This window comes from Pseudomonas sp. L7 (genome assembly GCF_046605565.1).
GTDB classification, from domain to species: Bacteria; Pseudomonadota; Gammaproteobacteria; order Pseudomonadales; family Pseudomonadaceae; genus Aquipseudomonas; species Aquipseudomonas wayambapalatensis.
This window is the reverse complement of sequence record NZ_CP176784.1, coordinates 3492170-3515752: the sequence shown is the minus strand read 5'-3', so window position 1 is coordinate 3515752 and position 23583 is coordinate 3492170. Positions and strand designations below refer to the sequence as shown.

Genomic DNA, 23583 nt, shown 5'->3' with positions numbered 1-23583 from the left:
GAGGAGCGCGGTTCTGTTCACGGTTCGGTCATCGTGTGTACGGAAGGGGTAACCCCGGGATGAGCGCAGGCTACCGATTCACGGGGTGCGATGAACGTCAATTTTTTCTATGTATTTCAAGGGGATGAATTGAATGAAATCATGGAATAAAACGGCGGCGGCGGGTGTTTTCGTCATGGGCGCGCGGGTTATTCGTTGGCCTTGCTGGCCCTATCGCGGGACAAGCCCGCTCCCACAGGAACTCCGCCGATCTTGAAACCAGCGGAGTTCCTGTGGGAGCGGGCTTGTCCCGCGATAGGGCCGGCACTGACGTCGCGATCAGAGAATCGACAGCGGGTAGTCGACGATCACCCGGAACTCGTTGACATCCCCTTCGGCCTGGTCGGCATTGCCCCGGTGGATCGCCTCGCGCAGGCGCACCGACAGGTCCTTGGCCGGGCCGGACTGCACCACGTACTTGGCTTCGAGGTTGGTCTCATGATGCTTGCCATCCTCGCCATAGCCATAGCCCAGGTACTTGCTGTCCGCGGCCATCTTGCTGCCGTCGATGCCATGGCCGTTGACGTAGCGGGCCATGAAGCTCAACCCCGGCACGCCGAAGGTGTTCATGTCCAGGTCGTAGCGCACCTGCCATGACTTTTCCTCCGGGCCGTTGAAGTCCGAGTACTGGATGGAGTTGGCCAGGAAGATTCCGTCACCGGTGTCTCCCGGGCCGTTGATGCCGAAGGCGACGTAGTCGAACGGGGTGTCGCCGTGCACTTTCTGGTAGGCCAGGGTGATGGTGTGCGCCGAGAGGAAGTTGTACGCGGTGGAGAACGACCAGGTGGTGTTGTTGATCGAGCCGGCGTCGGCGCGGCCATCGTCGTTGGTGCGGTAGAGGTTGAAGTCGAAGTTCAGCGACTGGTCGTCGGCCAGCGCCAGGATGTAGTTGGCGTTGCCGTAGTACTGGCGCCAGATGTCCTGCAGCTTGGAGCCATACAGCGACACCGACAGGGCGTCGTTGACCGCGTATTTGCCGCCTATGTAGTCGATGCTGTCGGCCTGGATGTTGGCGTAGGAGGCCCACAGGCCATGGTCGCCATTGGTGGTGACCGGGCCGTTGCCACCAGTGAAGTGGCCCGCCTCCAGGTCCAGCCCCTTGATCTCGCTGCTGAGCAGGTTGAAGCCAGTGGCCGTTTGCGGCAGCAGCCGTGTACCGCCGGCAGCGAACACCGGCGCGGTGGGTTGCAGGTCGCCCCAGCGCAGTTCGGTCTTGGAGATACGCAGCTTCAATGCGCCCCCGGCGCGGCCATAGTCGTCTTCGGGGGCGCCGTTGTCCCTGACGGGCAGGTTGCCGGTGCCGGAGGTGCCCTTGCCGCCGTCGAGCTTGACTGCCAGGTGGCCGAACGCTTCGACGCCAAAGCCCACGGTGCCCTGGGTGAAGCCGGAGCTGTAGTTGAGGATGAAGCCTTGGGTCCAGTCGCGGCGATCCGGGCCTTGCGACTTGCCATCACGGTTGAAGTAGTAGTTGCGCAGGCGTGCGTTCAGCTCGCTGCCTTCGAAGAATCCCTTGGCTTCGGACTGGCTCGAAACGGCTTCGGCGAACGCGGCTTGCAACGGCGCGCACAGTAGCGCCGCGCTCAGCATGGAGAGTCGCAATGGCGACATGTCATACCCCTTGGTTGGAATTGTTGAGGCAGGTGTCTGAATAAAGGAATGTAATTGTTGTAAGGGTGCAGCCGGTATTGATGCCGGGCTACTAGTAACAAATGCCGCGCCGCGCATGCCATTTCGTTTCGTTGATAATCGAAATCACGGTTTTTGATTGCAGTATCGAGTGGCCAAGGGGTTAAAGTCGGCCCCGATAAAGTATTCGTGCACTCAGGACATCCCCCGTGCTAGAGCACCTCCTGGGTGGGCTCCACTTTATCGCCCTTTGGTTGTTTGCCGCCTGATCTCAGGCGGCTTTTTTATGCCTGGTATTTAATGATCTGTGGCGAAGAGCCATCTTTTCGCGCATTGATTTCAGTGCGCCTGGAAGGGCAGGGGGCAACTTTCCTGGCGCTGAAACAACAAGGCCGGTGACAAAAAATGTCACCGGCCTTGTTGTTTGCCGCAGGCGTTATATCAGTTGATCACGCCACCGCTTCGCGCCGGCTGCTGGCAACCTGGGTGTGGCGCAGTGTCGGCAGCAGGAAGGCGATCGACAGCAGGCAGGCACCGACCAGCAGCACGAAGCCGCCGTCCCAGCCGAAGTGGTCGACGGTGAAGCCCATCGCGGCACTGGCTGCGACCGAGCCGCCCAGGTAGCCGAACAAACCGGTGAACCCGGCAGCGGTGCCGGCGGCTTTCTTCGGCGCCAGTTCCAGCGCCTGCAGGCCGATCAGCATCACCGGGCCGTAGATCAGGAAGCCGATGGAGAACAGCGCGATCATGTCGACAGTGGGGTTGCCCGGTGGGTTGAGCCAGTACACCAGGGTGGCGACGGTGACCAGGGCCATGAACACGATGCCGGTCAGGCCGCGGTTGCCACGGAAGATCTTGTCCGACATCCAGCCGCACAGCAGGGTGCCGGGGATGCCTGCCCACTCGTAGAAGAAGTAGGCCCAGGAGGTCTTGTCGACGGTGAAGTGCTTGGCTTCCTTGAGGTAGGTCGGCGCCCAGTCGAGCACGCCGTAGCGCAGCAGGTAGACGAAGACGTTGGCCAGGGCGATGTACCAGAGCATCTTGTTGCGCAGCACGTACTTGACGAAGATCTGCTTGGCGCTGAATTCCTGTTCGTGGCTGGCGTCGTAGCCTTCGGGGTAGTCGTTCTTGTATTCCTCGATCGGCGGCAGGCCCACCGATTGCGGGGTGTCGCGCATGGTAACGAAGGCGAATACGGCCACCAGCACGGCCACGGCGGCCGGTACATAGAAGGCGGCATGCCAGTCGTTGGTCCAGCCCAGGCCGAGGATGAACAGCGGGCCAATCAGGCCGCCACCCACGTTATGTGCCACGTTCCACACCGACACCACGCCGCCGCGCTCTTTCTGCGACCACCAATGCACCATGGTCCGCCCGCTCGGCGGCCAGCCCATGCCCTGGGCCCAGCCGTTGATGAACAGCAGGATGAACATGATGGTGACGCTGGAGGTGGCCCAGTGTGCGAATCCGAACACGAACATCACCGCTGCCGACACCAGCAGGCCGAAAGGCAGGAAGTAACGGGGGTTGGAGCGGTCGGACACCAGGCCCATGAGGAACTTGGACAGGCCGTAGGCAATGGCGATGGCCGAGATGGCCAGGCCGAGCTGACCGCGGGTGTAGCCTTCCTCGTCGATCAGGTAAGGCATGGCCAGGGAGAAGTTCTTGCGCAGCAGGTAATAGCCTGCATAACCGAAGAAGATGCCGGCGAAGATCTGCCAGCGCAGGCGGCGATAGGTACTGTCGACCTGTTCAGCGGGCAGCGGCGCCCGGTGCACGGCGGGGCGGAAGAAGGCAAACATCGGGGTACTCCAACGTTGTTGTTTTATCTGCGAAAGCGAATATTACATTTTCGTTACAGAAAAAAATATCGCTTTCAGAGGCTGGAGTGTTGCTTTGCGAACGTTCCGTCAGATCGTGATCAGGGGCGGGGTCTGGCTGTTGGGGTGGCGATGTCGCTGCGTTTGCTGGAGGCATCGGTGGTGGTGCTGGGCGGGGTAGGCTTGGCGGTTTCGGGCCATGGCGGGTGCGATTCAAAACATCAAGGCCAGCCATCCCCCTTTGGGGGCGGGCTGGCCTTGATTTAGCGCATCACTGATTACGCGTCACCCGCCACACGGTATTGGCCAGGTCGTCGGCGATGATCAGCGCGCCTTTCGGATCCACTGTCACCCCCACCGGGCGGCCGCGGGTCTTGCCATCCTCACCCCGAAAACCGGTAGCGAAGTCGATTGGCTCACCCGCTGGCTTGCCATTGCTGAACGGCACGAAGATCACCTTGTAGCCGACAGGATTGGGTCGGTTCCAGCTGCCGTGCTCGCCCACGAATACACCGTTGGCGAACTTTTCGCCCATCGCCGGCAGAGAGAAATCCACGCCCAGTGCGGCGACGTGCGAACCCAGGCTGTAGTCCGGCTTGATCGCGGCGGCGACTTTCTCCGGATTCTGCGGTTGCGCGCGGGTATCGACGTTCTGCCCCCAGTAGCTCCAGGGCCATCCGTAGAAGGCGCCTTCGCGCACCGAGGTCAGGTAGTCGGGCACCAGGTCCGGCCCCAACTCGTCACGTTCGTTGACCACCGCCCACAGTTGCCCCGAATCAGGCTGGATGGTCAGCGCCGTCGGGTTGCGCAGGCCGGTGGCGTAGGGCTTGTGCGCGCCGGTCTGGGCGTCGATCTGCCAGACCATCGCGCGGTCGATCTCCACTTCCATGCCGCGCTCGGTGATGTTGCTGTTCGAGCCGATGCCCACATACAGGTAGCGACCGTCCGGGCTGATGGTCAGCGCCTTGGTCCAATGGTGGTTGATCGCCGAGGGCAGCTCGGTAAGCGTGGTCGGCGGGCCATCGGCCTTGGTCTGGCCGTCCTGGTAATCGAAGCGCACCAGGGCATCCTGGTTGGCCACGTACAGCTTGCCATCGGCAAACGCCAGGCCGTAAGGGGCGTTGAGGTTGTCGGCGAACACTGTCTGCACTTCGTAGCGGCCGTCGCCATCGGCATCGCGCAGCAGCGTGAGGCGGTTGCCGCTTTTGACCTGGGTGTTGCCCTTGGCCTTGATCTGGCTGGCGATCACATCCTTGGGCTTGAGCTTGGCGGCATTGCCGCCACGGCCTTCTGCCACGATGATGTCGCCGTTGGGCAGGATCAGGGTCTGGCGCGGGATCTTCAGGTCGGTAGCGATGGCCGTGATGCTGTAGCCGTCCGGCACCTTGGGTTTCTGCTCGCCCCACAGTGCCGGTTCGGCGATCTTCATGCTCGGCAGCAGGCCACGTTCGGGGGCCGGAAGTTTCGGGTCGGGGCCGCGGGCCTGGGTGGCATCGCCGTCACCACCGCAGGCGGCCAGCAGCAGGCTCATGCTCAGGATCGACAGGGCAAGAGGCGTCTTCATGCGGCACCTCCCGAGCGCAGGTTGGTCAGGCCGACCCAGGTGGCGATGCAGGCCAGCACGCTGACGATCACCGACAGCACCAGCCCCGAGGGCATGACCGCCCAGGCGTCCTTGGCATGTTCGAAGGCGTTGACCAGCCCCAGCAGCCAGGTCACCACCAACAGCAGCACGTACAGCACCGGGCGACCGGCCTTGCGCTCGGCGCGCACCAGGTTGGCCAGTGCGAACAGCACGGCCAGGCCGCAGAACAGCAGCCCTCCGGCGATCAGCCAGGCGGCGAAGTTGCTCCACTGGATCTGGAAGGTCTGGTAGTAGGCGATGTCACTGATCAATGCCCCGAGAAACAGCGGCACGGTGCCGGCCAGCAGGGTCGCATGCAGCGGCCCGGGCGTGCACCGGTAGGGGTCGTGGACGGTCGTGGTCATGGCGGCTCCTTGTCGTTGGCGATGAAAGCCAGCGCGTTTACGCTGGCTGCGCCTAGGGAAGGATCACGCCGCAGGTCGGTTGGTTCAGTGCAATTTCGCGCTCAAGTATTTGGTTCGTGCAGCAAGTCCCCGTTCCGGTCCAGGTGATAGCGCTGAAGATCGCGCGCCAGAATCAAGCTGCCGTCGTAGTGGGCCTGGGCTTCGGCGTGGAGATCATCGATGCACGGGCTGCGCCGTGGATCGCCCTGGTAACGGGCGCTGAAGTGAGTCAACACCAGGTTCTTGACCCCAGCCGATTGGGCGAATTTCGCCACCGCCTCGGCACTGCTGTGTCCGAAGCTGATGCCGGTGCGCTCGATCAGTGGCTGGGTGAAGGTCGCTTCGTGCACCAGTACATCCGCGCCCTTGGCAACTTCTGCCAACAGCTCGGGGCGATCGTTGTCGCCACAGACGATGACCCGTCGCGCTGGCCGGGAGGCGCGCAGGTAGTGCCGTGGATCGAGCTGGCGGCCCTGGTGAACCACGGCAATGCCCTTGGCCAGTTCGCCCCACAGCGGACCGCGCCGGATGCCGTCTGCCTCCAGGCGCGGGATGTCCAGGCGCGGCTCGGGATTGATCTCGGTGAACACATAACCACGGCTCGGCACTCGGTGGGACAGCTCGACCGCATTGACCTGCAGGCTGGCGTTGCTCCAGTTGCCGAAGGTTTCGGCAGCGTGCAGGCGCAGTTCGAAGGGCAGGTAGGTGTCGCTGACCGAAAGGCTCTGGCGCACCCAGTCGTGCAGGACAGTTGGCAGGATCAGCTCGAGTGGCTTGCTGCGCCCGGACATACCGGCGCTGGCCAGCAGACCGGGCAGACCGAAGCAGTGGTCGCCATGCACGTGGGTGATGAAGATCGCGCGAAGGTCGCGGACCGACAACGGCGTGTGCAGGAGCTGGTGCTGGGTGGCCTCGCCGCAATCGACCAGATACCAGCCGCTGCCGCTGGTGTCGATGACGGCCGTGGCGCTGACATTGCGCGCCTTGGTAGGCGCCCCGGCGCTGGTGCCCAGAAACAGCAGGTCCATGTGAAATGCTTCCAGAGAGTGTCGGCCTATTCTAAGGCGCGACACGCCTGTGGGCACAACTCGCGGTAGGCAGCGTGTCAGGCAAAGCTACCTGTCTGCACCTCGCCACTGCGCCGGTAATGGGCGAGCAGTACCCCGCGTGGCGAGCTCAAGGACTCGACCAGGCTCAAGGCCGCCGGTTGCGCGTTGTCTGCGAACAGCCGTTTGCCGTGCCCGAGCATCACCGGGTTGATCAAAAGGCGCAGCTCGTCCACCAATCCGGCTGCCAACAGTTGCTGCACCAGTTCGGCGCTGCCTTGGGTGAGCAGTGCCGGGCCGTCCTGCTGCTTGAGCGCGCGCACGGCCTGGATCACGTCAGCGCCCAAGGCGCGGCTGTTTTGCCAGTCGAGGGTGTCGGGTTGATGGGTGGCGACGTGCTTGGGCACCTTGTTGAACAGCTCGGCCATGGGCGCGTTGTCCGAATCCGCGCCGACCTTGGGCCAGTAGCCGGCAAAGATGTCGTAGGTCCGCCGCCCCAGCAGCAACTCGAAAGGCTGGCTGAACAGCGCTTGCATGACATGGCCAAAGGTTTCGTCGGCGTAGGGTACGAGCCAGCCGCCGAAACCGAAGCCTTGGCTGGTGTCTTCCTGCGGGCCGCCGGGGGCTTGCATGACGCCGTCCAGGCTGACGAACGCGGCAACGATGAGTGTGCGCATGGGTATGTCCTCGCGAGGGGTGTTCGGGGCAGTGGAAGAATAGGTCACTGCGGTGCCTGAACATTGGTCGAACGGGCAGGGCGCGAATCGACAGCCTGTTCTTTACCACTGGCAATCAGTCCCGCCTTTGGCACAAGCATCGCCTTGCAGGTGCGTTATAGTCCGGCGCGTGAACCCTTTCCCCACAGGAGTGCCGCCCGTGACCGAGTACACCGCGTTCAAGGTCGAACTGACCGACAACATCGCCCATGTGCAGATCAATCGCCCGGAAAAAATCAACGCGATGAACGCTGCCTTCTGGGAGGAAATCGTAGAGATCTTCCAGTGGGTCGACGACACCGAGGCGGTGCGTGCGGTGGTTGTCAGTGGCGCGGGCAAGCATTTTTCCTCGGGGATCGACCTGATGATGCTGGCCTCGCTGGCCGGCCAGATGGGCAAGGACGCCGGCCGCAATGCGCGCCTGCTGCGCCGTACCATCCTGCGTCTGCAAAGCTCGTTCACGGCCGTCGACAAGTGCCGCAAGCCGGTGCTGGCGGCGATCCAGGGCTATTGCATCGGCGGTGCCATCGACCTGGTGTCGGCCTGCGACATGCGCTATTGCAGCGCCGATGCGCAGTTCTCGATCAAGGAAATCGACATGGGCATGGCCGCCGATGTCGGCACCCTGCAACGTTTGCCACGTATCATCGGCGACGGCATGATGCGTGAGCTGGCCTACACCGGGCGTATGATCGATGCCAACGAGGCGTTGCGCATCGGCCTGGTCAACCGGGTCTATGACGACCAGGCGGCATTGCTCGACGGAGTCTTTGCCATCGCCCGGGAAATTGCAGGAAAATCGCCCATCGCCGTGGCCGGCACCAAGGAAATGATCAGCTACATGCGCGACCATCGTATCGACGATGGCCTGCAGTACATTGCCACCTGGAACGCTGCCATGCTGCAGTCAGAAGACCTGCGGGTCGCGGTGGCGGCCCATATGAACAAACAGAAACCGACGTTCGCCGACTGACCTCCTGACGGCGCACGCGCCTGAAGAGAGCCGAACATGTCAGCACGCTGGACTACCGCAGTACTCGACCCGCAGACCGCTGGCGGCCTGGCCGTCGCGCGCAGCCCTGCGGGGTTCCTGGTGGATGACAACGGTGCGTTGTTCCCGCGTGACTGGCTCAAGCGCCAGGAGCTGGACGTGCTCTGCGAGCACGGTATCGGTCATTTCGACGGCGAGCCGGTGTTCCTCCTGGAGCTGCGCACTGCCAGCGAACTGCCGGGCATGAGCTGGCGCGGCCTGCGCCAGTTCATGCTCGAAGGCGACTTCGACACCTACAAGCTGCTGGGTTATGCCGCACAGATCGGCACCTGGGCGCGCGAGCATCGTTTCTGCGGCAGTTGCGGCCGGCCGATGACGCAGATCCGCTGGGAGCGGGCGATGTACTGCCAGGCCTGCGACCTGCGCAGCTACCCGCGCATCTCGCCCAGCATGATCGTGCTGGTGACCCGTGGCGACGAAATCCTGCTGGCGCGTTCACCGCGCTTCGTCACCGGGGTGTACAGCACCCTGGCCGGCTTTGCCGAACCGGGCGAGTCGGCTGAGGATTGCCTGGTGCGCGAAGTGCGCGAGGAAGTGGCGGTGCAGGTCAAGAACATCCAGTACGTGGGCAGCCAGTGCTGGCCGTTCCCGCATTCGATGATGCTGGGCTTCCACGCCGAGTACGCGGGCGGCGAGATCGTCATGCAGCCTGACGAGATCGAGGATGCCCAGTGGTTCAGCGTACACGACCTGCCGCCATTGCCCGCCGGACGCTCCATCGCCCGTTACCTGATCGACCTGTACGTGGCGCGGCGGCTGGGGTTGGCGGAGCCGGTGCTGCCGACCTGACTCAGCCCTCAGGCCTGGCCGAACCAATGCTGCCAGGCCAGGCGCACGGTCAGCGCCAGCACCACGGTGATGAACACCGGGCGAATGAACTTGCTGCCGCCGCTGATCGCGGTGCGGGCGCCGAAGAACGCGCCGATCATCACCGACACGCCCATGGCCAGGCCGACGATATAGTCCACTTGCCCGGAAATCACGAACACCGTCAGCGCCGCGATGTTGCTGACGAAGTTCATGCTGCGCGCCACACCACTGGCACGTACCAGGTCGATGGGGTAGAGCAGCAGCGTGCTTACCGTCCAGAACGCACCCGTGCCGGGGCCTGCCACGCCGTCGTAGAAACCTAGGCTGAAACCCTGGGGGAACTGCCATTTTTTCCTGATCGGTGCATCGGCATCCAGCGGCGCCTTGGGGGTGCCGCCGAACAGCAGGTACAGGCCACAGGCGAAGACGATCACCGGCAGCATCTTGTTCAACCATTCGGCGGGCATGTAGTGGGCGATCACCGCGCCGATCAGCGCGCCGCTCAAGGTGCCGACGATCGCCAGGCGCCACTGGGCCGGGTGGAACAACTTGCGCCGGTAGTAGGTGAACCCGGCGGTGGCCGAGCCGAAGGTCGAGCTGAGCTTGTTGGTGCCCAGCACCAGGTGCGGCGGCATGCCGGCGGTGAGCAGGGCGGGGGTGGTGAGCAGGCCACCACCACCGGCAATGGCATCGATGAAACCGGCGACGAAGGCCACTGCGGCGAGGATCAGCAGGGTAAGCGGTTCTACGGTGAGTTCGAAGGGCATGGGACGGCATTCAGGCTGCAGGCGAGGGCGCGGCAAAAGGTCGCGCCAGAGGCTGCACATGGTAGTCCTCGGGGCGCGCCCTTGCCAGAGTCGCTAGCGTGGGTAGAGCTCGGGTATCCGTTTCTTGTTGATCTCAGAGTCGGCGGTGAGACGATCCAGAGCAGCGTTCGTGCGCTCAAGGATCTGCGAAACCTTATGTGCGTCCTCCTCATCGGCGCCCATTGCTTTGAGCCCTAACAGCCCCTTGTTGATGAGCGTGAGAGGGTCCTTGGGGTCGGATTTCATCCAGTTGTAGAAATCATCGGCGGTGTGCGACGCCAGGAACTGAAGCTGGGCTGCGCTCCAATACCCGCTGATTGCCAACATTTTCAGTGTGTCTGTCAGTTCGAGGGGAATGGCTTCCTTAAGCCGTGGGGCCTGTATGGCCGCCGCCAATGTGGCATTTTTCGTGTTCTTCCAGGCATCGAAATCACCTCGTGCGATCAACTCCTCATGCCGCTCGATAAAACCCTGCACCCACGGCTCTACGGTTTCTCCCATGTCCTCAAGAAATTCGATAGCCCTCATGAAATGAGAAAGGTTATAGGCGGTGAAGTACTCAGAATCGAGCAAAATCACTAAGTTGTTTCTGATCTGCTCATAATTGTCGCTGAGCGAGTTTGTATAGTGCTCCCAAGTTTCTCGCCACAGCCTCTCGGCATCCCGGGCCCGTGTGTTTTTTTCTTCATCACACAATAGCGCCTCGAGTGCGTCGGTGTCGGGGTAGCCCTGGATCAAATAACGCGCCAAGGGGTTGTGAAATTTCGAATCCATTATCAGCAGTTTGTTTTTCGCGAAATTCAACAACTTGTGATGCCGGGTGTAGGTTTCACCCTCCTTGAGTTTCAATGCGTCACTCAATGGAGCGTGGAGCAGGCGCTTCTTCAGGGCGGCTTCTTCCTCCTCTGCACCGGCAGAGAAATAAGCCCATGTCATGAGTACCGCGCAATGGACGAACTCACGGATGACCGACTCGCGGCTACGTTCAATGAGGTCTCGGTGATTCTCCAGCGTCTGCCAGACTTTCTCCAGAATGCGGATATTCTTGATCTCCAAGGCACAGGACAGCGCTTGGGCGTCGGCAAATCCAAAGTCCGCCTCATCGAAGACTTTTCCGAAGTTTTCGGCGGGTGAGGGGTCGTAGAGAAATTCGGCGTCAATGACTTTTTCGCGGTAGTTATTGTATTCCCGGATGTCCGCGTCCTCGAGTGTATCCTCGTTGAGGATGATCAGGATCGCGCATTTTCTTTGCGTGCGGAGTTCATCGATGAAACCCATGATCTCCTTGATCTTCAGATCCTTGCCTTTGCGCTCCAGGTCATCAATGCAGATCAGGTAGTTGCTGATTGCCGCGTTGCTGGCGCTGTCGATCGCTTTTGCGGCACGGTTCAGTATCGGGGCGTTCTTCAGCTGATCGTTGTAGTTGAGCAGGCGTTGTTTTGAGCGCTTGACCAGTGCATGGGTCTTGTGCACGAACTGCTCTCGAAAGTCACCAGGCTGTGCGTGTGGTTGGGTATAGAACCGGGTGCTTTGGTGCAGTTTTGTCTTTACCTGCTCTATGGAGTTGACGCCAAACAGCGAGATATAACAGTAGGCGTTCAGTGTCCCTGCCGCCCCCGGCGTACTGTCCAGCTTGGCAACGTAGGTGTTGAAGAAATGCGTTTTCCCTACCCCCCAGTCACCTTTCAAAACGGCGACGTCGAGCTGGCGGTGTACAAGGTTATCAAGGTGCTTTTCCAGCGCTTGCATGGTGTCTTCCTATATGACGTATGAACGACGATTCAGGGGCCGTGAAGAGGGCCCTGTATCCAGGTCTTTCGTTTCTAGCCCTGCGCAAACAACTCGCTGATCACCCGGCGCAACCACACACTGCGTGGCGCCTGCTGGAAGCGTGCGTGCCAGAACTGCTTGAGGTCGTAGCAGGGGATCTCTACCGGCGGCTCGACGATCTGCACGTTCACGGTATCCAGGTACAGGTTGGCCACGGTGCGCGGCAACACCACCACCAGGTCGGACTGCTCGATGATCGAGGGCACGCTCATGTAGTGCGAGGTCTCGAGCACGATGTTGCGCTTGATCCCCGCTTCGTTCAGGTGCGCTTCGAACATCTCCTGGCGGCGGCTGCCGTCGCGCACCTGCAGGTGCTCCATGCGGGCGAAATCCTCGAGCGCCAGGCGCTCGCGGGCCAGTGGGTGGCCGCGGCGCAGCATGCAGGTGAGGTCGTGGGAGAACAGCCGTTGCTGGTAGATGTTGGGGGCCGTCAGGTCGGGGAAGTAACCCAGCACGGCATCGACCTTGCCGTCATGCAGGCTGTCGGTGAGCGCATCGGGCGCCAGGCTGAGCGTACGCAGGCGAATGCGTGGCGCGAGCTGGCGCAGCTTCTGGAACAACGGCGGCAGGAACACCACCTCGCCGATCTCGCTCAGGCAGAACACGAACTCGTCTTCGGCGGTGGCGGGGTCGAAGGTCGGGCTGCTGAGGATGTCACGGTCGATGATTTCGATGACTTCGCGGGTGCGCTCGATGATGCCCTGGGCTCGTGGCGTGGCCTCCATGCCGGCACCGGAGCGGATGAACAGCGGATCCTGCAGCGAATGGCGCAGACGGGCGAGGGCGGCGCTGGCGGCGGGCTGGCTGATGCCCAGCTGTTTCGCCGCAGCGGTGACGTTGCCGGTTTCGTAGACGGCCAGCAGGACGCGTAGCAGATTGAGGTCGGTGCGCATCTCTATAACCAAATCAAATAGTGCGAATAAAGAGAATTAGCTTCTGCGATTAAGCGCCGGTTGCGAGGATGAGTCCAGACAAAAATAAAACCAAGGGACTCCACCCATGATCAACCTGCACGATATCCGCTACGTGCGCCTGGGGACCGCCAACCTGGACGACGCACGCCGCTACGCGACGCAGATCCTCGGTTTGCAGGTGGCCCGCGAGGCCAACGGTGCGGTGTATTTTCGCTCCGACAGCCGCGATCACACCCTGTGCTACTACGAGGGCGACCCGCGTGAAACCACCACCGCCTTCGAGGTCACCAGCAGCGACGAGCTGGAGCACGCTGCCGTGCTGCTCGAGCGCAATGCCTTCAAGGTGGTGCATGGCTCGCGTGAAGACGCCGAGGTGCGCCATGTCAACGAGCTGATCCGCTTCAAGGACCCCAGCGGCAACAACATCGAACTGGTGCTGCGCCCCCATGCCAGCGGCAGCCGCTACTTCCCCAGCCGCGACGCCGGCATCACCGGTTTCAGCCATATCGGCCTGCGCACCACCGACGCCCGTCGCGACGAGGATTTCTGGACGCGCCTGGCCAACGCCCGGGTCAGTGACCGCATCGGCGAGGCGCCCCTGCTGCGTATCGACGAGGTGCACCACAAGATCGCGCTGTTCCCCTCCAGCCACGCCGGGGTGCAGCACATCAACCATCAGGTCGAGAGCATCGACGACGTGATGCGCGCCTACTACTTCCTGCGCGAGCGCAACATCAAGATCCTCTTCGGCCCGGGTCGGCATCCGACCTCGGGTGCGGTGTTCCTGTACTTCGAAGGGCCAGACGGCATGACCTACGAGTATTCCACCGGGGTCAGCCACATCAGTGCCGAAGACGACTCCAGCCACCAGCCACGGCAGTTCCCCGGCGTATCGTCGTCGTACTGCGCCTGGGGTTCGAAACCCGATATTCCGGAGTTCAAGTCATGAGTCGCGCGCCGCTCGCCAGCGAGGCGCAGCAACGCCAGGTGCGCATGGCAGCCCGCGCCCTGGGTCGCGCCGGGCTGGCGCATGCCTACGGGCATTGCAGCCTGCGCCTGGACGCCGAGCACTTTCTGGTCTGTGCAGCGCGCCCGATGGGCCTGATCGGGGTGGGTGAGCCGGGCACCGTGGTACCGGTCCATGGGCCGCTGCCGGACGGCGTGCTGGGCGAGGTGCGTATCCACCAGCAGCTCTACCGCCGCCGCGCCGACCTGGGCGCAGTGATCCGCAGCATGCCGGCGCAGGTAATGGCGCTGTCCTGCGCCGGCCTCACCCCACAACCGCGGCACGGCATGGGCAGTTACTTCCAGCCGTCGATCCCGCTGTGGGACGACGTCCAGTTGCTGCGTGACGATGCCCAGGCCAGCGCCTTGGGTGAGCTGTTCGGCCAAGGCAAGGCCCTGGCCATGCGCGGCAACGGTGCCATCGTCGCTGGCGATTCACTGGTCGAGGCCCTGACCCTGACCTGGTACCTGGAGGATGCCGCGCGCATCGAACTGCAACTGCGGGCCGCAGGCCTGGCCGAGCGCGGCCCGTTGCTCGATGCCCAGGCCTGTGTGCAACGCGCCACCCGTGGCGGGCGGATCTACGAGCGGATGTGGGAATACCTCACTGCCGGCGATCCGGAAGCCAGCGACACCGAATTCGAATAAAAAAACAGAGGACTACCGATCATGCCTGCGCAAGCGTTTCGCCATTTCATCAATGGCGAGTGGGTCTCCAGTGCCCGCACCTTCGAAAACCGCAACCCTGCCGACAACAGTGTCATCGGCCTCGTCCACGAAGCGGGGCGGGCCGAAGTCGATGCCGCCGTGGCCGCTGCCCGTGCCGCCCTCAAAGGACCTTGGGGCACGATGACGGTCGCCCAGCGTACCGCCTTGCTGCACAAGGTCGCCGAGGGCATCGAGCGCCGCCATGCCGAGTTCGTCGCCGCCGAAGTGGCCGACACCGGCAAGCCTGCACACCTGGCCGGGCATCTCGACATCCCGCGCGGTGCGGCCAACTTCAAGGTGTTCGCCGACCTGATCCGCAACGTACCGACCGAAAGCTTCGTGATGGACACCCCGGACGGCGGCAAGGCAGTCAACTATGCCGTGCGAGCGCCGCGCGGGGTGATCGGCGTGGTCTGCCCGTGGAACCTGCCGCTGCTGCTGATGACCTGGAAAGTCGGCCCGGCCCTGGCCTGCGGCAACACCGTGGTGGTCAAGCCGTCCGAGGAAACCCCGGCCACAGCCACGCTGCTGGGCGAGGTGATGAACGAGGCTGGTGTGCCGCCGGGTGTGTACAACGTGGTGCATGGCTTTGGCGCCGATTCGGCGGGGGCCTTCCTGACTTCGCACCCGGATGTCGATGGCGTGACCTTTACCGGCGAGACCGGCACTGGCGAGGTCATCATGAAGGCTGCGGCCAAGGGCATCCGCCCGGTGTCGCTGGAGCTGGGCGGCAAGAACGCCGGCATCGTCTTCGCCGACGCCGACCTTGAAAAAGCGGTCAAGGGGCTGGGGCGCGCGGTGTTCGAGAACAGTGGGCAGGTGTGCCTGGGGACTGAGCGCATCTATGTGCAGCGGCCATTGTTCGAGCGCTTCGTCGAGGCGTTCAAGGCGCATGCCGCGAGCATCGTGGTGGGCGATCCGAACGCCCATGGCACCACCATGGGCCCGCTGATCTCCCTCGGCCATCGCGAGAAGGTGCTGTCGTACGCCCGCCAGGCTGTCGCCGATGGCGCCACCGTGGTGTGCGGTGGCGGCATTCCCCAAGTGCCGGCGCACCTGGCCGAAGGCGCCTGGTTCGAGCCGACCATCTGGACCGGCCTGCCGGAAACCTCGGCGGTGATCCGCGAAGAGATCTTCGGCCCGTGCTGCCATATCGCGCCGTTCGACACCGAGGAAGAGGCCGTGGCCCTGGCCAACGACACCCCTTACGGCCTGGCCGCCAGTGTCTGGACCCGCGACCTGCAGGTCGCCCACCGCCTGGGCAGCGCGCTGGATGTCGGCATCTGCTGGATCAACGCGTGGTTCCTGCGTGACCTGCGCACCGCTTTCGGCGGCGCCAAGCAGTCGGGCATCGGCCGTGAGGGCGGGGTGCACTCGCTGGAGTTCTACACCGAACTGCGCAATGTCTGCGTCCGCCTGTGAGGAGCACAGCATGAACCTGAACGATATCCAGCACGCCGGCCTGCAGCTGCACCAGGCCCTGACGTCCCGCCAGGCCCTGGCGCCGCTGACCGAAACCTACCCCGACATCACCCTGGAGCAGGCCTACCAGGTGCAACTGGCGATGATCCAGCCGCGCCTCGATGCCGGCGAGCGCGTGCTGGGCAAGAAGATCGGCGTCACCAGCCAGGTCGTCATGAACATGCTCGGCGTCGACCAGCCCGACTTCGGCCACCTGCTCAGCGACATGCTCCACGCCGATGGCACGGCTATCGCGATCGACGGCCTCATCGCGCCCAAGGCCGAGGGTGAGATTGCCTTCGTGCTCAAGGAGTCGCTGCAAGGCCCGGGCGTCACCGTGGCCGATGTGCTGCGCGCCACCGCCTATGTGATGCCGTGCTTCGAGATCGTCGACTCGCGCATCCGCGACTGGAAGATCCGCATCCAGGACACCGTCGCCGACAACGCCTCGGCCGGTGCCTTCGTGCTGGGCGATCGCGGCGTCGATCCGCGTGACGTGGACCTGGCCTGTATCGGCATGACCCTGGAAAAGAACGGCGAGATCGTCGCCACCGGCGCCGGTGCCGCCGCGCTTGGCCATCCGGCCAACGCCGTGGCCTGGCTGGCCAACACCCTCGGCCGCCTCGGCATCGCGCTGAACAAGGGCGAGGTGATTCTCTCCGGTTCGCTGGCGGCCATGGTGCCGGTGCAGGCCGGCGACCAACTGCGTATCAGCCTCGGCGGCATCGGCTCGGCCGCTGTCCGCTTCGTTTGAAGGAAAACCCACATGAACCTGTCCCAAGCCACCATCGCCCAACTGGCCGAACACCTGGAAAACGCCGAACTCAAGCGCGAGGCGGTGGCCAAGATCACCGACGCCCACCCCGACATGGACTGGGACGACGCCTATGCCATCCAGGACGCCATCCGCGCCCGCAAGCAGGCCCGTGGCGTGCGTATCGCCGGCCTGAAGATGGGCCTGACCTCGTTCGCCAAGATGAAACAGATGGGCGTCACCGACCCGATCCACGGTTTTCTCACCGACTACGGCTCGAGCCTCGACGGCGCGGCCATCGATGTCGACAGCCTGATCCACCCCAAGGTCGAGGCCGAGATCGCCTTCGTCCTCAAGCACCCGCTCAAAGGGCCGGGCGTGCATGTTGGCAACGTGCTGGCGGCCACCGATTTCATCGTGCCGGCGGTCGAAGTGATCGATTCGCGCTACGAGAACTTCCGTTTCGACCTCAAGAGCGTGATTGCCGACAACACCTCGTCGGCACGTTTTGTCACGGGCGGGCGTATGTCCGGGGTCGAGGGTATCGACCTCAAATGCCTGGGCGTGGTGCTGGAAAAGAACGGCGAAGTGGTCGCCACCGGGGCCGGCGCGGCGGTGCTCGGGCACCCGGCGCAGAGCGTGGCGATGCTCGCCAACATGCTCGGTGCCAAGGGCCGCGAGCTGCCGGCGGGCACCTTCATCATGACTGGCGGCATCACCGAGGCCATTGCAGTGCAGGCGGGCGACAACGTTACCGTGCGCTACCAGCACCTGGGCAGCGTGTCGATGCGCTTCACCTCGTCCGGCCAACGCTGACAGGAGTACCTGACATGCCTATTGCCATCATCCATATCGCCGAAGGCCGCACGCCCGAGAAGAAGCGCGCGCTGCTGGACAAGGTCACCCTGGCCATCGCCGACAGCCTCGAAGTACCGGTCCAGAGCGTGCGCGTCCTGTTGCAGGAAATCCCCGAGACCCAGTGGGCCGCCGGTGGCCAGACCCTCGCCGAACGCCGCGCCAAAGCCTGAACACAGGACCACGACAATGAACGACAAGATCAGCGTTGCCATCATCGGTTCGGGCAATATCGGCACCGACCTGATGATCAAGATCCTGCGCAACGGCCAGCACCTGAAGATGGGCGCCATGGTTGGCATCGACCCGGCCTCCGATGGCCTGGCGCGGGCCGAGCGCCTGGGCGTGGCCACCACCGCCAAGGGGGTCGAGGGCCTGCTGGCGCTGCCGGGTTTCAAGGATATTCGCATCGTTTTCGATGCCACCAGCGCCGGCGCCCATGCGCGGCACAATGCCCTGCTGCAGGAACATGGGATCAAGGTCATCGACCTGACGCCCGCCGCCATCGGCCCGTTCACCATTCCGGCGATCAACCTGGATGCCGAACTGGCCGCGCCGAACATCAACATGGTCACCTGCGGCGGCCAGGCCACCATACCGATCGTCGCCGCCGTGTCGCGCGTGGCCAAGGTGCATTACGGTGAAATCGTCGCCTCGATCAGCAGCAAGTCGGCAGGCCCCGGCACCCGGGCCAACATCGATGAGTTCACCGAAACCACCTCCCACGCCATCGAGAAACTCGGCGGGGCACAGAAGGGCAAGGCGATCATCGTCCTCAATCCGGCCGAGCCGCCGCTGATGATGCGCGACACCGTGTTCGTGCTTTCGGAGCCGGCGGATCAGGCGGCGGTCGAGCGCTCGATCCTGGCCATGGTCGAGGCCGTGCAGGCCTATGTGCCCGGCTATCGTCTCAAGCAGCAGGTGCAGTTCGAGGTGATCCCGGCCGACCAGCCGGTGAATGTCCCGGGGCTGGGGCTGCGCAGCGGGCTGAAGACTTCGGTGTTTCTCGAGGTCGAGGGCGCCGCGCACTACCTGCCGGCCTACGCCGGCAACCTGGACATCATGACCTCGGCGGCCGTGGCCTGTGCCGAGCGCATCGCCGCTACCCAGTTCGTGGAGGGTTGAACACATGAACGCCGGCAAGAAACTCTATATTTCCGATGTCACCCTGCGCGACGGCAGCCATGCCATTCGTCATCAGTACACCTTGCAACAGGCCCGTGACATCGCGCGCGCGCTGGACCAGGCCAAGGTCGATTCGATCGAGGTCGCCCATGGCGACGGTCTGCAGGGCTCGAGCTTCAACTACGGCTTTGGCCGGCACTCGGACCTGGAGTACATCGAGGCGGTGGCCGAGGTCATCAGCCACGCGAAGATCACCACGCTGCTGCTGCCTGGCATCGGCACCGTGCATGACCTCAAGGATGCCTACAACGCTGGTGCCCGGGTGGTGCGCATCGCCACCCACTGCACCGAAGCCGATGTCTCGCGCCAGCACATCGAGTACGCCCGCGAGCTGGGCATGGACACCGTGGGCTTTCTGATGATGAGCCATATGCTGGCGCCCGAGCAGTTGGCGCAGCAGGCGAAGTTGATGGAAAGCTACGGCGCCACCTGCGTGTACATGGCCGACTCGGGCGGCGCGATGAACATGCAGGATGTGCGCGAGCGCTTCGAGGCGTTCAAGGCGGTGCTCGACCCGTCCACCGAGACCGGCATGCACGCCCACCACAACCTCAGCCTGGGCGTGGCCAACTCGATCACCGCGGTGGAGGCGGGCTGCGACCGCATCGACGCCAGCCTCGCCGGCATGGGTGCCGGTGCCGGTAACGCGCCGTTGGAGGTGTTCATCGCGGCCGCCGAGCGCCTGGGCTGGAATCACGGCACCGACCTGTATCGGCTGATGGACGCGGCCGACGATATCGTTCGGCCCTTGCAGGATCGCCCGGTGCGGGTCGACCGTGAAACCCTGGCGCTCGGCTATGCCGGGGTGTATTCCAGCTTCCTGCGCCACGCTGAGGTCGCTGCTCGCCGCTATGGCCTGAACACCGTGGACATCCTCGTCGAGCTCGGCCGTCGCAAGATGGTGGGCGGTCAGGAAGACATGATCGTCGACGTTGCCCTGGACCTGCTGCGACCCTGAAACCACAACGCCTTGCCAATGCTTTGCCCCAACCACAAGCCTAATAAAAAGGGGAAATACCATGAGCCAGCACACTGCCCGAATCGGCGAGATCATCGATAACGCACGAATCTCGCCTTACCAGATCATCGTTCTTACCCTGTGTTTCCTGATCGTACTGGTCGACGGCTTCGACACCGCCGCGATCGGCTACATCGCCCCGGCCCTGCGTGAGGAATGGGGCCTGCTACCGGCACAATTGTCGCCGGCCTTCGGTGCCGGTCTGTTCGGCCTGTTGGTCGGCAGCCTGGTGTTCGGGCCCATCGCCGATGCCATCGGGCGCAAGCGCGTGCTGCTGGTGTCGGTGCTGGTGTTCGGCGTCGGCACCCTGGCCTCGGCCTATGCCCACTCGATCGAGTCGCTGACCGTACTGCGTTTCGTCACCGGTATCGGCCTGGGTGGGGCGATGCCCACCTGCATCACCCTGAGCTCGGAGTACTCTCCGACGCGGCGGCGGATGATCATGGTCACCCTGAGCTGGAGCGGCTTCACCGCCGGCCTTGCGCTGGGCGGTATGCTTGCGGCCCATATCATCCCGCTGTTCGGCTGGCGTGGCGTGCTGATGATCGGCGGTATCGTGCCGCTGGCCATGCTGCCGCTGCTGGTCTGGCTGATGCCTGAATCGGTGCGCTTCATGGCTTCGAGCCCCAAGCATGGCGATGCCTTGCGCAAGGTGGTCGAGCGCATCACCGGCAGTAGCTATGCCGGGGTGACCATCCTCGACGACGAGCGCCCTGCGCAGGTGCGTTCGCCGATCTCGCACCTGTTCATCGAGGGCCGCGCGGTGCGCACCCTGCTGTTGTGGCTGGCGTTCTTCTGTTCGCTGTTCGTCTTCTACCTCCTGACCAGCTGGCTGCCAAGCCTGCTCAAGGACGCCGGCTACGACATCGCCCATGCCGCACGCATCGGGGCCATGGTGCCGCTGGGCGGCACGGTCGGCGCGATCCTGCTGGCGCTGCTGATGGATCGTGTCGGGCCGTATCGCGTGCTGGCCTGTTCCTATCTGGGGGCGGCGGTGGTGATCGCGGTCACCGGTTACCTGATGGGCGATATCTATGGCCTGGCGGCGGCGGTGTTCCTGATCGGTTTCGGCGTGGCCGGTGCGCAGAACGGCCTGAACCTGGTCTCGGCGACCATCTACCCGACAGCGGCCCGCGTCACCGGGGTCAGCTGGGCCATGGCCTGCGGGCGTTCCGGCTCCATCGTCGGCTCGACCCTGGGGGCCTGGCTGATCGCCGCGGCCGGTACGCCCGTGGTGTTCTTCCACTGGCTGGCCATCCCGGTGGTGGCAGGTGCGGCGGCGATCTTCGTGCTGTACCGGCTGAGCATCCGGCCATCTGCGCCCTGGCCGGCTGAAGCGCCTCCCGCGCACTCCTGATCCCTGAACCAACACCAGCGCCCGCTTCCTGACAGAAGCGGCGTCGGGCGCGGCTTGCCTGCGCCCGGTGTTCGGCGCTGCACATAACAACAAGAATCGAGGAACACACAGTATGTCTTGCAAACGGTCTTCTTTCGCTCCCGGGCTGATCGCCCTGGCGCTGGCCCCCCTGACCACCCAGGCCGCCGGCCTGATCGAGGATTCACACGCGCGCCTGGAAATGCGCAACATCTACTTCAACCAGGACAACCGCAGCGGCAGCGCCAACCCGTCCAAGCAGGAGGAGTGGGGCCAGGGCTTTCTGTTCGACTTCACTTCCGGCTACACCGAGGGCGCCGTCGGTGTCGGTGTCGATGCCCTGGGCATGCTTGGCATCCGTCTGGATTCGGGCAAGGGCACCCACTACAACCCGCAGAGTACCAATCGCGGTGGCCTGGCGTTTCCCACCGACAGCGATGGTCGTGCGGTCGATGAGTTCAGCACCCTGGGCGTGACCGGCAAGCTGCGCGTTGCCAAGACCGAGGCGCGGCTCGGCACGTTGCGCCCGAAGATGCCGGTGCTGACGCTCAACGACGGTCGCCTGTTGCCGGAAACCTTCGAAGGTTTGCAGGTCACCTCGCGTGACCTGGACAACTTCACCTTCACCGGCGGGCAGATCCAGCGGGTCAAGAGCCGCAACTCGTCGAACAACGAAGGCATGGCGATCGCCGGGGCGGGCGGGCCGTTGGGCAAGCGCAGCAATGCGTTCAACTTCTTCGGCGTCGACTACGCCGTGAGCCGCGACCTGACCTTGCAGTACTACTACGGCGAGCTTGAGGACTTCTACCGCCAGCACTTTGTCGGCCTGGTGCACCAACTGGCCTTGCCGGTGGGCAGCCTCAAGACCGACCTGCGTTACTTCGACAGTGGCCCGTCGGGGCGCAACGGCAGTGTGGCCGGGCGCGCCGAGGGCTATCGCAGTGCCGGTTTCGGCAACAACGGCAAGGTCGACAATCAGGCGTTCGCCGGGTTGTTCACCTACAGCCTCGGTGGTCATGGATTCAGCCTGGGTTACCAGCAGCTCGAAGGCGACAGCGATTTCCCCTTCGTCAACCAGGGCGATGGCTCGGCCACCTACCTGATCACCGACCGCCAGACCGGCGCACGTTTCCAGAAAGCCGGGGAGCGGACCTGGGTGGCGCAGCACACCTACAACTTCGCCTCTGTGGGCATTCCGGGTCTGACGACGCTGCTGGCCTACCAGCGCGGCGACAACATCAAGTCGGCGCAGGGCGACCAGCATGAATGGGAACGCGATTTCTGGGTGACCTATGCCGTGCAGGGCGAGACCTTCAAGGGCCTGTCGTTCTCCTGGCGCAACGCCAGCTTGCGCAGCACCTACGCCAACCAGCGTGACCTGGACGAGAACCGTCTCTACATCACCTACAGCCTGCCGTTGTTCTGAGGCACAGCCGACCGCTTCGCGGCCCCATCGCAGCAAGCCCGCGCCTGTGAGGGCGGGTTTGCCTGCAAGGGGCCGGCACCGTCAACCCCTATCATCGACTTCGAGACTCCCCATGACCCACTGGCTCGGCAACCTGGGCATCAAGCTCAAACTGGCGCTGGGCTTTGCCCTGGTGCTGGCCCTCACTCTGGTCCTCGCGCTGCAGAGCGGGTCCAGCCTGGGCAAGTTGATCGGCAGCAGCGATCACCTGGAAGACATCGCGCAACTGAACACGTTGTTGAACAAGGTTCGCGAAACCCGCCTGCACTACATGATCAGCCAGGGCGAGGAGACTGCTGCACAAGCCGTCCAGGCCAGTATCGCGGCTTTCATCGCCCGTCAGCAGCGGCTGATCGGCAGCCTCGACAACGCGGACAGTATCAAGCTGCTCAAGGAGCAGGCGCTGTACATCGGCAGGTTCCAGCAGTTGTTCAGCGTCATGCGCGTGGCGTTCCAGGCCGCCGGCGAGGCGCGTGAGGCGCTGGACACCCATGGCGGGCACAGCGCCACCCTGCTCGAGACGCTGGAGGCCGTTCCAGGTGGTGCGCTGGCCGTCGGCCGCGCCCGTGGCGAGTTTCTCCAGGCACGCTACCTGCTGGCCGTCTACCTGGCCAACCCCGCTGCCGAGCACGAGCAACGCGCCGCCGCCCAACTGCAATACACCTTGCAGGTCGTGAAGCGCCTGGCCGGGCAACTGGGCGACGGGCAGCAGGACAGCCTCGCGCAGTTGCAGGCACTGCTGGGCGAGCAGGTCAGTGCCTTGCAGGCATACACCCGCGCCGTAGAGACAATTGCCAGCAGTGGCAGGGACATGATCGCCCAGGGCGCGCAAATGTGGACACGCAGCGAGGCGCTGCACCGAGAGCAACTGCAGGCGCGCGACGCCGAAGGCGCCCAGGCGCGTACCCGACTATGGCTCAGCACGGTGCTGGCATTGTTGCTCGGTGCGCTGGCCGCAGCGGTGATCACGCGCCAGATCACTGGTCCGGTGCGCGCGGTGTTGGCGCGGATCGAGCGGATTGCCGCAGGCGACCTCACGGCCTTCGAGGCGAGTGTCCGTGGCGATGAACT

The 23583-nt window shown here is 63.9% G+C and carries 21 protein-coding genes and 1 pseudogene; 13 read left to right on the top strand and 9 right to left on the bottom strand.

What is annotated here, in order from left to right:
* Window positions 1–318 precede the first annotated feature (318 nt).
* The 6 genes from ACK3BK_RS16230 to ACK3BK_RS16205 form a co-directional block, all read right to left on the bottom strand.
* Window positions 319–1647 (bottom strand): OprD family porin, encoded by a 1329-nt coding sequence (locus ACK3BK_RS16230; RefSeq protein WP_411382884.1) that lies wholly within the window; start codon window positions 1645–1647, stop codon window positions 319–321.
* A gap of 467 nt (window positions 1648–2114) precedes the next feature.
* Window positions 2115–3467 carry a glycerol-3-phosphate transporter gene (glpT, locus tag ACK3BK_RS16225; protein ID WP_186668874.1) on the bottom strand — a complete coding sequence of 451 codons (1353 nt, stop codon included), beginning with the start codon at window positions 3465–3467 and terminating at the stop codon, window positions 2115–2117.
* A 289-nt stretch (window positions 3468–3756) separates the two neighbouring features.
* Window positions 3757–5049, bottom strand: coding sequence for a PQQ-dependent sugar dehydrogenase (locus ACK3BK_RS16220; RefSeq protein ID WP_186711431.1), 1293 nt, complete (start codon window positions 5047–5049; stop codon window positions 3757–3759).
* Window positions 5046–5474, bottom strand: a complete 429-nt coding sequence (locus ACK3BK_RS16215) for a DUF2231 domain-containing protein (protein ID WP_065861821.1) — start codon at window positions 5472–5474, stop codon at window positions 5046–5048. The genes ACK3BK_RS16220 and ACK3BK_RS16215 overlap by 4 nt, the downstream gene beginning before the upstream one ends.
* Before the next feature lie 101 nt (window positions 5475–5575).
* Window positions 5576–6541 (bottom strand): ribonuclease Z, encoded by a 966-nt coding sequence (locus ACK3BK_RS16210; protein WP_411382883.1) that lies wholly within the window; start codon window positions 6539–6541, stop codon window positions 5576–5578.
* 77 nt (window positions 6542–6618) lie between these two features.
* Window positions 6619–7236, bottom strand: a complete 618-nt coding sequence (locus ACK3BK_RS16205) for a dihydrofolate reductase family protein (protein ID WP_411382882.1) — start codon at window positions 7234–7236, stop codon at window positions 6619–6621.
* A 199-nt stretch (window positions 7237–7435) separates the two neighbouring features.
* On the opposite strand from ACK3BK_RS16205, the gene ACK3BK_RS16200 reads away from it, so the two are divergent.
* Both ACK3BK_RS16200 and nudC read left to right on the top strand, forming a co-directional pair.
* Window positions 7436–8248, top strand: a complete 813-nt coding sequence (locus tag ACK3BK_RS16200; RefSeq protein ID WP_186668879.1) for a crotonase/enoyl-CoA hydratase family protein — start codon at window positions 7436–7438, stop codon at window positions 8246–8248.
* 36 nt (window positions 8249–8284) lie between these two features.
* Entirely contained in the window at window positions 8285–9115 is an 831-nt protein-coding gene (gene nudC, locus ACK3BK_RS16195) for an NAD(+) diphosphatase (RefSeq protein ID WP_411382881.1), read from the top strand.
* An 8-nt stretch (window positions 9116–9123) separates the two neighbouring features.
* Here nudC and ACK3BK_RS16190 read toward each other — a convergent pair whose 3' ends face one another.
* The 3 genes from ACK3BK_RS16190 to ACK3BK_RS16180 all read right to left on the bottom strand — a co-directional run bounded on the left by ACK3BK_RS16190 (window position 9124) and on the right by ACK3BK_RS16180 (window position 12665).
* Window positions 9124–9903, bottom strand: a complete 780-nt coding sequence (locus tag ACK3BK_RS16190; RefSeq protein ID WP_186668882.1) for a TSUP family transporter — start codon at window positions 9901–9903, stop codon at window positions 9124–9126.
* Between the two features lie 93 nt (window positions 9904–9996).
* Window positions 9997–11691 (bottom strand): P-loop NTPase fold protein, encoded by a 1695-nt coding sequence (locus ACK3BK_RS16185; RefSeq protein WP_411382880.1) that lies wholly within the window; start codon window positions 11689–11691, stop codon window positions 9997–9999.
* Window positions 11692–11765: 74 nt separating this feature from the next.
* On the bottom strand, window positions 11766–12665 hold the full coding sequence (locus tag ACK3BK_RS16180) for a LysR family transcriptional regulator (RefSeq protein ID WP_063545475.1): 900 nt from the start codon (window positions 12663–12665) through the stop codon (window positions 11766–11768).
* 106 nt (window positions 12666–12771) lie between these two features.
* Here ACK3BK_RS16180 and ACK3BK_RS16175 point away from each other — a divergent pair, with 106 nt between their 5' ends.
* The 11 genes and pseudogenes from ACK3BK_RS16175 to ACK3BK_RS16125 form a co-directional block, all read left to right on the top strand.
* Entirely contained in the window at window positions 12772–13635 is an 864-nt protein-coding gene (locus tag ACK3BK_RS16175; protein WP_411382879.1) for a VOC family protein, read from the top strand.
* Complete coding sequence (locus ACK3BK_RS16170) at window positions 13632–14339, top strand: class II aldolase/adducin family protein (RefSeq protein WP_411382878.1); 708 nt, start codon at window positions 13632–13634, stop codon at window positions 14337–14339. The genes ACK3BK_RS16175 and ACK3BK_RS16170 overlap by 4 nt, the downstream gene beginning before the upstream one ends.
* A gap of 21 nt (window positions 14340–14360) precedes the next feature.
* On the top strand, window positions 14361–15821 hold the full coding sequence (locus ACK3BK_RS16165) for a 2-hydroxymuconic semialdehyde dehydrogenase (RefSeq protein ID WP_411382877.1): 1461 nt from the start codon (window positions 14361–14363) through the stop codon (window positions 15819–15821).
* A gap of 10 nt (window positions 15822–15831) precedes the next feature.
* Window positions 15832–16614, top strand: coding sequence for a 2-oxopent-4-enoate hydratase (gene dmpE / locus ACK3BK_RS16160; RefSeq protein ID WP_411382876.1), 783 nt, complete (start codon window positions 15832–15834; stop codon window positions 16612–16614).
* Window positions 16615–16626: 12 nt separating this feature from the next.
* Entirely contained in the window at window positions 16627–17430 is an 804-nt protein-coding gene (gene dmpH, locus ACK3BK_RS16155) for a 2-oxo-3-hexenedioate decarboxylase (RefSeq protein ID WP_411382875.1), read from the top strand.
* Between the two features lie 14 nt (window positions 17431–17444).
* The gene (locus ACK3BK_RS16150; protein WP_411382874.1) at window positions 17445–17642 is read left to right on the top strand and encodes a tautomerase family protein; all 198 of its coding nucleotides are present in this window, start codon (window positions 17445–17447) and stop codon (window positions 17640–17642) included.
* Window positions 17643–17658: 16 nt separating this feature from the next.
* On the top strand, window positions 17659–18594 hold the full coding sequence (locus ACK3BK_RS16145; RefSeq protein ID WP_402765084.1) for an acetaldehyde dehydrogenase (acetylating): 936 nt from the start codon (window positions 17659–17661) through the stop codon (window positions 18592–18594).
* 4 nt (window positions 18595–18598) lie between these two features.
* Window positions 18599–19612 (top strand): 4-hydroxy-2-oxovalerate aldolase, encoded by a 1014-nt coding sequence (gene dmpG, locus ACK3BK_RS16140; RefSeq protein ID WP_411382873.1) that lies wholly within the window; start codon window positions 18599–18601, stop codon window positions 19610–19612.
* 61 nt (window positions 19613–19673) lie between these two features.
* Window positions 19674–21029, top strand: a complete 1356-nt coding sequence (locus ACK3BK_RS16135; protein ID WP_411382872.1) for an MFS transporter — start codon at window positions 19674–19676, stop codon at window positions 21027–21029.
* Between the two features lie 112 nt (window positions 21030–21141).
* Window positions 21142–22473, top strand: a complete 1332-nt coding sequence (locus ACK3BK_RS16130; RefSeq protein WP_411382871.1) for an OprD family porin — start codon at window positions 21142–21144, stop codon at window positions 22471–22473.
* Between the two features lie 112 nt (window positions 22474–22585).
* Window positions 22586–23569 (top strand): annotated as a pseudogene (locus ACK3BK_RS16125) (methyl-accepting chemotaxis protein); the annotation flags it as partial.
* Window positions 23570–23583 lie beyond the last annotated feature (14 nt).

Coding starts and splice junctions, on each gene's coding strand:
- ACK3BK_RS16165 (WP_411382877.1), top strand. CDS start 14,361: ATGCCTGCGCAAGCGTTTCGCCATTTCATCAATGGCGAGTGGGTCTCC.
- ACK3BK_RS16180 (WP_063545475.1), bottom strand. CDS start 12,665: ATGCGCACCGACCTCAATCTGCTACGCGTCCTGCTGGCCGTCTACGAA.
- ACK3BK_RS16210 (WP_411382883.1), bottom strand. CDS start 6,541: ATGGACCTGCTGTTTCTGGGCACCAGCGCCGGGGCGCCTACCAAGGCG.
- ACK3BK_RS16135 (WP_411382872.1), top strand. CDS start 19,674: ATGAGCCAGCACACTGCCCGAATCGGCGAGATCATCGATAACGCACGA.
- dmpG (WP_411382873.1), top strand. CDS start 18,599: ATGAACGCCGGCAAGAAACTCTATATTTCCGATGTCACCCTGCGCGAC.
- ACK3BK_RS16175 (WP_411382879.1), top strand. CDS start 12,772: ATGATCAACCTGCACGATATCCGCTACGTGCGCCTGGGGACCGCCAAC.
- ACK3BK_RS16170 (WP_411382878.1), top strand. CDS start 13,632: ATGAGTCGCGCGCCGCTCGCCAGCGAGGCGCAGCAACGCCAGGTGCGC.
- ACK3BK_RS16130 (WP_411382871.1), top strand. CDS start 21,142: ATGTCTTGCAAACGGTCTTCTTTCGCTCCCGGGCTGATCGCCCTGGCG.
- ACK3BK_RS16145 (WP_402765084.1), top strand. CDS start 17,659: ATGAACGACAAGATCAGCGTTGCCATCATCGGTTCGGGCAATATCGGC.
- ACK3BK_RS16230 (WP_411382884.1), bottom strand. CDS start 1,647: ATGTCGCCATTGCGACTCTCCATGCTGAGCGCGGCGCTACTGTGCGCG.
- dmpE (WP_411382876.1), top strand. CDS start 15,832: ATGAACCTGAACGATATCCAGCACGCCGGCCTGCAGCTGCACCAGGCC.
- ACK3BK_RS16150 (WP_411382874.1), top strand. CDS start 17,445: ATGCCTATTGCCATCATCCATATCGCCGAAGGCCGCACGCCCGAGAAG.
- glpT (WP_186668874.1), bottom strand. CDS start 3,467: ATGTTTGCCTTCTTCCGCCCCGCCGTGCACCGGGCGCCGCTGCCCGCT.
- ACK3BK_RS16185 (WP_411382880.1), bottom strand. CDS start 11,691: ATGCAAGCGCTGGAAAAGCACCTTGATAACCTTGTACACCGCCAGCTC.
- ACK3BK_RS16215 (WP_065861821.1), bottom strand. CDS start 5,474: ATGACCACGACCGTCCACGACCCCTACCGGTGCACGCCCGGGCCGCTG.
- dmpH (WP_411382875.1), top strand. CDS start 16,627: ATGAACCTGTCCCAAGCCACCATCGCCCAACTGGCCGAACACCTGGAA.
- nudC (WP_411382881.1), top strand. CDS start 8,285: ATGTCAGCACGCTGGACTACCGCAGTACTCGACCCGCAGACCGCTGGC.
- ACK3BK_RS16205 (WP_411382882.1), bottom strand. CDS start 7,236: ATGCGCACACTCATCGTTGCCGCGTTCGTCAGCCTGGACGGCGTCATG.
- ACK3BK_RS16190 (WP_186668882.1), bottom strand. CDS start 9,903: ATGCCCTTCGAACTCACCGTAGAACCGCTTACCCTGCTGATCCTCGCC.
- ACK3BK_RS16220 (WP_186711431.1), bottom strand. CDS start 5,049: ATGAAGACGCCTCTTGCCCTGTCGATCCTGAGCATGAGCCTGCTGCTG.